We start from the raw sequence: 6,849 nt of genomic DNA, 5'->3' as shown, positions 1-6,849 counted from the left end.
GGCGCCTCAGGGCAGCGCCAGTTGCAAATTCCCCATAACTGAGTCCCGGTGTCGCGGGTTCGGTCCTCCCCGACTTTCGTACGCCTCACGGCGCCCGAAACTCTTCAGGAAAGCGGAGTGTCCGACGTTGAGAAAAAGATTACAAAAGCAGCCATTCGCACCGTTGACGTTCACGACGGCTAATTGCTCAAAAATGGGCCAAAAGCATCTACCATCTGCAGCCTGAGCTGCACCAGATTGCGCAGGGCCTTGAGAAGCTTGCTGGAAGTGACGATCCGCCTTCGCCTGCATCGGCTCGCATGCGGCATCAGGGGATATGAGCCGATCTCATTCCTCGTGGCGTCACCACACGCAAGTGCATTTTACGTACGCTCGCTGTCAGGTTCCGTGCATGCTTTGCCCTGCTGAGTTGCAAACGCGAAGCTATACCGGGCTACCCTCGAACTCCGCCAGAACATCCATCGCGTCTGCAATCCGGCGCATGTCCTCTTCGTAAAGCATACGCTATGGGCCACGCATCACGATGCCCCAGTTGGCGCCATAATCGTGTGTCACCCGCAGACAGGCCAAAAGCGGTTTAATAGGGGCTGCCTTGGCATCCTTCAGATACTCCACATCGACACGATACGGATTGAAGTCCATCGCCTGTTCGAAGCGGTAAGGTATCGTCGAGGTGACCCGGCCGATGGTCGTGAACGCCTGCACCGTCGCGCCTTTTCCCATACCTTCACGTGGAGAATAATAGACGATCCAGTCGCCCTTCTTGAGAGATGTCACTGCGATGTGTTTGCCATGGCCGAGTTGAGCGAAGCCGCCTTTACGGCCTTCGCGCGCGTGTTCCGCCGATGCGACACCCATCCAGAACGTCATGATCCGATCCTTCAAGCACCGGCGGGTCGCCAAATCAGGATTTCACGACGGTATGGGCCGTGATCGTGTAGCCAAACGGATCGCGGAACGCGAAATAACGGCCAAATGGCCCGTCCTTCGGTGCGAATTCAATTGTGACGCCTTGACCGACCAGATGCTTGTAAAGTGCGTCCGCATCGTCGCAGCCAAACCAGATGGCAATACCCCAACCCAACTTATCCGTCGTCCCCAAATCGATGACGGAGGTACGGACAGCAAAGGGAATTGGCCTGGTATCAAACACGACGGCCCCGGGCGGGCTCCGGGGCGCGGGCTGCAGCCCGACGACGTCGGTATAAAAGGCGCGCGCGGCGTCAATATCTGCGACCTGGATGCCTATGAAATCGGGCCCGATCAGATGCGGCATGACTGGAGTTCCTTAATTATGTTAGATCTGATAATATCAGGACACTGATATAATATAAGGACCCTTATATGTCAATCGGGTGCGCTGATGGATGACCCCTATGCGACGATCGGCTTTGCGCTGAAGCAGGCGCAACAAGCGCTTCGGACGCGCATGGATACGGAATTGCGTCAGATCGGTCTGACCACGCCTCAATATGCGGTGCTTGCTTATCTGAAGGTCGAGCCCGGGGCTTCCAACGCCGCGCTGGCGCGCCAAGCCTTTATCACGCCGCAAACAATGCAGGCGATCCTGGTCACGCTCGAGAAGTCGGGATTGATCAAGCGCACGCCACATCCAGAGCACCGGCGCATTCAAACAACCTCGTTAACCCCATCTGGCCATTGCGCTGTGGAGGCGGCCTCCGCCATTGTTGCCGATGCCGAGAAGCGCCTTGTCGCTGCCGCGGCGCCACTCGATCCTCAGCTTGTCACCGCCATGCTGATGCGGCTTGCAAATGCCCTTCGCTAGCAGCCGATTCCGCGATATACCGCAGTGCTGATGTCGGCTTTGGGAGCGCGCTGATACAGTCGGCAGCGTCTCACATGAGGCGTCAGGCGACGAACGCCCCGATCGCCGCTGCCAGCGTAATGGGCTGTTCCAGCGGCACGAGATGGGCGCAGCCTGGAATGGCGATTTCCTGTAGATCTTCACAAATCGGGCGTAACTGCCCGGCCGTGGCGGTGCCGACGATCCCCCCCGCGATCGCCAGCGTCGGCGCGGCGATCCGCTGCACGGCCACCGCCTCGGCAAGCTGGCGCGCCCCGGTCGGAAACGCCCGGTAATGCTCGAAACCGCAGCGCAGGCTGGTCCGATCGGCATAGGCCGAGATGAAGCCGTCGCGGATGACGGGATCGATGCCGCGACGATCTGCCGTGCCGTTGATCAGGAAGAAATCGAGATAGGCCGCCGTATTGCCGTCGAGCACGCTCTCCGCAAGGCCCGGCACGCCGTGAAAACCGAACCACCATGGGGCACCGCGCGCAAGGAAGCCTTCCGCACCGGGCAACGTGCCGATCAGTCCTTCAGTGACGATCAGATGGCGCACGCGTTCCGGAAACCGCAGGGCCATCATCGCCGAGATCTGCACGCCCAGATCGATACCGACCACGGTGGCCGTTTCGATCCCGAGGCCGTCCAGAACCCCGTTCGCGTCATCGGCGAGCGTATGCAGGTCGTAGCCCTCGGCCGCGCGGGTGGTGCCGCCCAACCCGCGCAGATCAGGCGCGATGACGGTATGATCGGCGGCAAGCAACGGCATCACCGTGCGCCAGATTTCCCAGGTATGCGGCCAGCCGTGCAGCAGCAGGATCGCGGGGCCGTTCCCCATAGTGACGACGTGAATGTCGATGCCGTTGGAGGCAATGATTTGCCGGGTCAATCCGGGTAGATCTTGTTTCGTGGTCATGTTTTTGAAGCTCCCTGTTTGACGCAGCTTGCAAAAACGCTCAGGAGGTTACAAGAAGATACCAGAATGTCCTTTGGTTACCTAGAGGAGACCATGCCCGATCTGTCCGGCCCGTTCAGCGCCACCTGCCCGACCCGCGTGCTGCTCGATCAGCTTGCCGATAAATGGTCGGTATTGATTCTGCTGGCGCTTGGCGGCGGCCCGGTGCGTTTCAACGCACTCAGGCGCCGGATCGAGGGTATCAGCCAGAAAATGCTGGGCCACACGCTCCGTCGGCTGGAGGAAAACGGCCTTGTGTCGCGTCATGTGTATCCGACGGTGCCGGTGACGGTGGAATATGCGGCGACCCCGCTGGGCACGTCCCTCGTGCCGATCGTCGATGCGCTCCGACACTGGGCGATCGCGCATATCGCGGAGGTCGGTGCGGCCCGGGCGCGCTTTGCCGTCCGGGACTGACATGGGCTTATGACCTACGGCTCTGTGGGATGACAGCACCCGCCCCGCTCGCCGAAAGCGCTCTTGTCGATGTCCGCTTCCAGGCAGAAGCCGGTCGATCGTTCACGTCCGCAAAGAGGCGAAAGCCGACATGGCTGCACACAGTGCAATCATCCAACAAATGGGGTGAAGGGGACGATTGTCCCCTTCCGGGTGCAGGGCAGAGCCCTGCGTCACCCAAACCGCCGCAGATCCAGCGTCCGCGGCTGTTCCAGCGACCGCCGCACGACCGGTGCCGGCATGGCCCCCACCGTATGGCCGAACGGGAAGAAGCGGATGCGGCGGCGGGCTTCGGCTTCGTTCGCGTTGACCGGACGGGTTTCGTAGTTGCGGCCGCCGGGGTGGGCGACGTGGTAGGTCAGGCCGCCGATGCTGCGGCCGGTCCAGGTGTCGTAGACGTCGAACACCAGCGGGGATTGCACGCCCACGGTGGGGTGGAGGGCGCTGGGCGGGTTCCAGGCCTTGAAGCGCACGCCGCCGACATAGTCGCCCTGGCGTTCGGTGCGGGTCAGCGGCACGCCGACGCCGTTGCAGGCCAGGATATAGCGCTCGTCCACCCAGCCGGTGACGCGGGCCTGGACGCGTTCGGCGGAGCTGTCGACATAGCGCACGGTGCCGCCCGAGCCCGGTTCCTCGGCCAGGGTGTGCCAGGGTTCCAGCGCGTTGCGCAGTTCCAGCGTCATGCCCAGCAGGGGTACGGTGCCGATCTCGGGGAAGCGGAAGGCCATGTGCGGGGCGAACCAGTCGGCGTCCAGCGGCGCGCCCAGGGCGCGCAGTTCGGCGATGGCGTCGGTGAAATCCTGGCCGACATAATGCGGCAGCATGAAATCGTCATGCAGGCGCGTGCCCCAGCGCACCAGGCGCCGTTCGTAGGGCTTGTTCCAGAAGGCGGCGACGGCCGCGCGCATCAGCAGCATCTGGGCCGCCGCCATCTGGTGATGGGGCGGCATTTCGAAGGCGCGATATTCGACCAGCCCCAGGCGGCCGGAGGAGGATTCCGGCGCGTAGAGCTTGTCGATGCAGAATTCGGTGCGGTGCGTGTTGCCGGTGATGTCGGCCAGCAGGTTGCGGAACAGGCGGTCGGTCAGCCAGGGCGGGGTCGGCTGGTCCGGGCGGACCTGGGCAAAGGCGATTTCCAGTTCCGCCACGCTGTCGTCGCGGGCCTCGTCCACGCGGGGGTGCTGCGAGGACGGGCCGATGAACAGGCCGCTGAACAGGTAGGACAGCGACGGATGATTGTGCCAGAACCCGACCAGCGATTTCAGCAGGTCCGGACGGCGCAGGAACGGGCTGTCGACGGCGCGGGCGGCGCCCATCACCACATGGTTGCCGCCGCCGGTGCCGACATGGCGGCCGTCGACCATGAATTTCTCGGCGATCAGTCCGGTCGCGCGGGCCTCGTCATAAAGCTGCTCGCTGCGGCCGACATGTTCGGCCCAGCTTGCGGCGGGGTGGATATTGACCTCGATCACGCCGGGGTCGGGGGTGATCGAGAAATTCAGCAGGCGCGGGTCGCGCGGCGGCTGGTAGCCTTCCAGCACCACCTTGCGGCCGAAGGCGCGGGCCGTGTCCTCGACCGCCGCGCACAGATCCAGCCAGTCCTCGGACGCGTAGAGCGGGGGTAGGAACACATGCAGGATGCCGCCGCGCGCCTCGACCGCCAGGGCGGTGCGCACCAGCTCGGGCTCTTCCCGCCCGACTTCCACCAGATGGGCGGCGATGGCGCGATCCAGCGGGATGCGCCCGGTGCCGCCGCCCGGATAGGGCGGCAGGGCCGGCAGGTCCGAGAGGGCGGGCTGTTCGCCAGGCTCGGCCGCGCCGGGGCGGGTGGGCACGCCCTGTTCCGACCAGCCGGGGGCGGTGCCGCCGGCCGAGGGGCCGGTGCGGCGGGCCAGGGCGGGATGGGGCGGCAGCGGCGGCACGGGCGCGAACGGATCGCGCTCCATGTCATGGTCGATCGTGTCTTCGCTGGCCCAGAGCAGGCTTTGCAGCGGCAGGCGGAAGCCGACCGGCGCGTCGCCGGGGACGAGGAACATCAGGTCGCCCCGGAAGAACCAGCGCCCGGACTGCCAGCGGCGCACGCCGTCGCGCACCACGACGCGCAGCGGCAGCACGCTGCCGACCGGCACGTTCAGCCCGTGGCCGTAGACGCGGGCCAGGCGCTCGCGCTCCAGCGGGTCGCGCAGCTTGGCGTCCTCGACGATCACGTTGGCGGGCAGCCGGTGCTCGCGCCACAGATAATAATGAATGTCCTCATAGGCCGGATTGACCAGGCCGGGATCGACCTGCAACCGCTCGGCCAGCGCGCGGCAGAAGGCGGCGGCGTCCTGTTCGGTCGCGGTGTCGCTGTCATCGTCCGACGCCAGCAGCGACGGATCGGTCCAGACCGGCTCGCCGTCGCGGCGCCAGTGGCACAGCAGGGCCCAGCGCGGCAATTGCTCGCCGGGGTAATGCTTGCCCAGCACATGCTGGATCGCCGCCCCTTTCGACCAGAGCGGCAGCAGGCGCCGCAGCAGCCGCCCGGCATAGGCACGCTTGGTCGGACCCAGCGCGTCGATGTTCCATTCGGGGGCGTCCATGTCGTCGGCGGCGATGAAGGTGGGCTCGCCGCCCATGGTCAGGCCGACATCGCCGGCCTCCAGCGTCGCATCGACCGCGCGCCCGGCCGCGAGGATCGCCTGCCATTGCGCATCGTTATACGGACGGGTGGTGCGGGGCGTTTCCAGCACCCGCGTCACCGCCATGGTAAAATCGAATTCGGTCTCGCATTTGCCGATCAGGCCGGAGATCGGCGCGGCGGAGGCGGGCTCGGGCGTCGCGGCCAGGGGGATATGCCCCTCGCCCGTCAGCAGGCCGGAGGTCGCGTCCAGCCCGACCCATCCGGCGCCGGGCAGATAGACTTCGGCCCAGGCATGCAGGTCGGTGAAATCCTCGGTCGGGCCTTCGGGGCCGGTCAGGGGTTTCTGGTCCGCCACGAGCTGGATCAGGTAGCCCGAGACGAAGCGCGCGGCGAAGCCCAGATTGCGCAGCAACTGGACCAGCAGCCATGCGCTGTCGCGGCACGAGCCCTGGCTTTTCTCCAGCGTTTCCTCGGGTGTCCAGACGCCGGGCTCCATCCGCACCACATAGGCGATGCGCTGCTGGACCCGCTGGTTCAGCGCCACCAGCATGTCCACCGTGCGCTGCCGGCTCGGGTCGACGCCTGACAGCAGTTCGGCCAGCAGCGGCCCCGGTTCCGCGCACACGCGGTAGGGCGCCAGTTCGCCGGCCAGCACGGGGTCGTAGGCGAAGGGCCAGTGTTCGGCCTCGGGCTCAAGGAAAAAGTCGAACGGGTTGATCGTGGCCATGTCGGCTACCAGATCAACGGCGACCTCGAAATGGGTCACGCGTTCGGGGAACACCACCCGGGCCTGATAATTGCCCGACGGGTCCTGCATCCAGTTGATGAAATGGAGTTTGGGCTCGATCCGCAGGGCGTAGGACACGATCGGCGTGCGGGCGTGGGGAGCCGGGCGAAGCCGGATGGTCTGTGGACCGAGCGAGACCGGACGGTCGTATTGATAGCGGGTACGATGCGTCAGTGCGACATGCAGGGTCATGCGTCGACCTTGAACCAGAGTGATATTCCGCA

Annotated in this window: 6 protein-coding genes; 2 read left to right on the top strand and 4 right to left on the bottom strand. The window is 65.1% G+C overall.

Going from position 1 to position 6,849, the window contains the following annotated elements; all coding sequences use genetic code 11:
* Positions 1-504 precede the first annotated feature (504 nt).
* Both HLH29_RS18065 and HLH29_RS18060 read right to left on the bottom strand, forming a co-directional pair.
* Entirely contained in the window at positions 505-870 is a 366-nt protein-coding gene (locus HLH29_RS18065) for an EVE domain-containing protein (RefSeq protein WP_182968770.1), read from the bottom strand.
* A gap of 34 nt (positions 871-904) precedes the next feature.
* A complete protein-coding gene (locus tag HLH29_RS18060) occupies positions 905-1,276 on the bottom strand; it encodes a VOC family protein (RefSeq protein ID WP_182968769.1) in 372 nt (123 codons plus the stop codon).
* 87 nt (positions 1,277-1,363) lie between these two features.
* Here HLH29_RS18060 and HLH29_RS18055 point away from each other — a divergent pair, with 87 nt between their 5' ends.
* The gene (locus HLH29_RS18055) at positions 1,364-1,786 is read left to right on the top strand and encodes a MarR family winged helix-turn-helix transcriptional regulator (protein ID WP_182968768.1); all 423 of its coding nucleotides are present in this window, start codon (positions 1,364-1,366) and stop codon (positions 1,784-1,786) included.
* Between the two features lie 82 nt (positions 1,787-1,868).
* On the opposite strand, the gene HLH29_RS18050 is transcribed toward HLH29_RS18055, so the two are convergent.
* Positions 1,869-2,723 (bottom strand): alpha/beta fold hydrolase, encoded by an 855-nt coding sequence (locus HLH29_RS18050; RefSeq protein ID WP_182968767.1) that lies wholly within the window; start codon positions 2,721-2,723, stop codon positions 1,869-1,871.
* Positions 2,724-2,816: 93 nt separating this feature from the next.
* On the opposite strand from HLH29_RS18050, the gene HLH29_RS18045 reads away from it, so the two are divergent.
* A complete protein-coding gene (locus HLH29_RS18045) occupies positions 2,817-3,179 on the top strand; it encodes a winged helix-turn-helix transcriptional regulator (protein WP_182968766.1) in 363 nt (120 codons plus the stop codon).
* Between the two features lie 212 nt (positions 3,180-3,391).
* On the opposite strand, the gene HLH29_RS18040 is transcribed toward HLH29_RS18045, so the two are convergent.
* Positions 3,392-6,817 (bottom strand): transglutaminase family protein, encoded by a 3,426-nt coding sequence (locus HLH29_RS18040; protein ID WP_182968765.1) that lies wholly within the window; start codon positions 6,815-6,817, stop codon positions 3,392-3,394.
* Positions 6,818-6,849 lie beyond the last annotated feature (32 nt).

Origin of the sequence: Gluconacetobacter tumulicola, from assembly GCF_014174215.1 — a bacterium.
Taxonomy (GTDB): domain Bacteria; phylum Pseudomonadota; class Alphaproteobacteria; order Acetobacterales; family Acetobacteraceae; genus Gluconacetobacter; species Gluconacetobacter tumulicola.
This window is presented reverse-complemented; position numbering and strand designations above follow the sequence as displayed.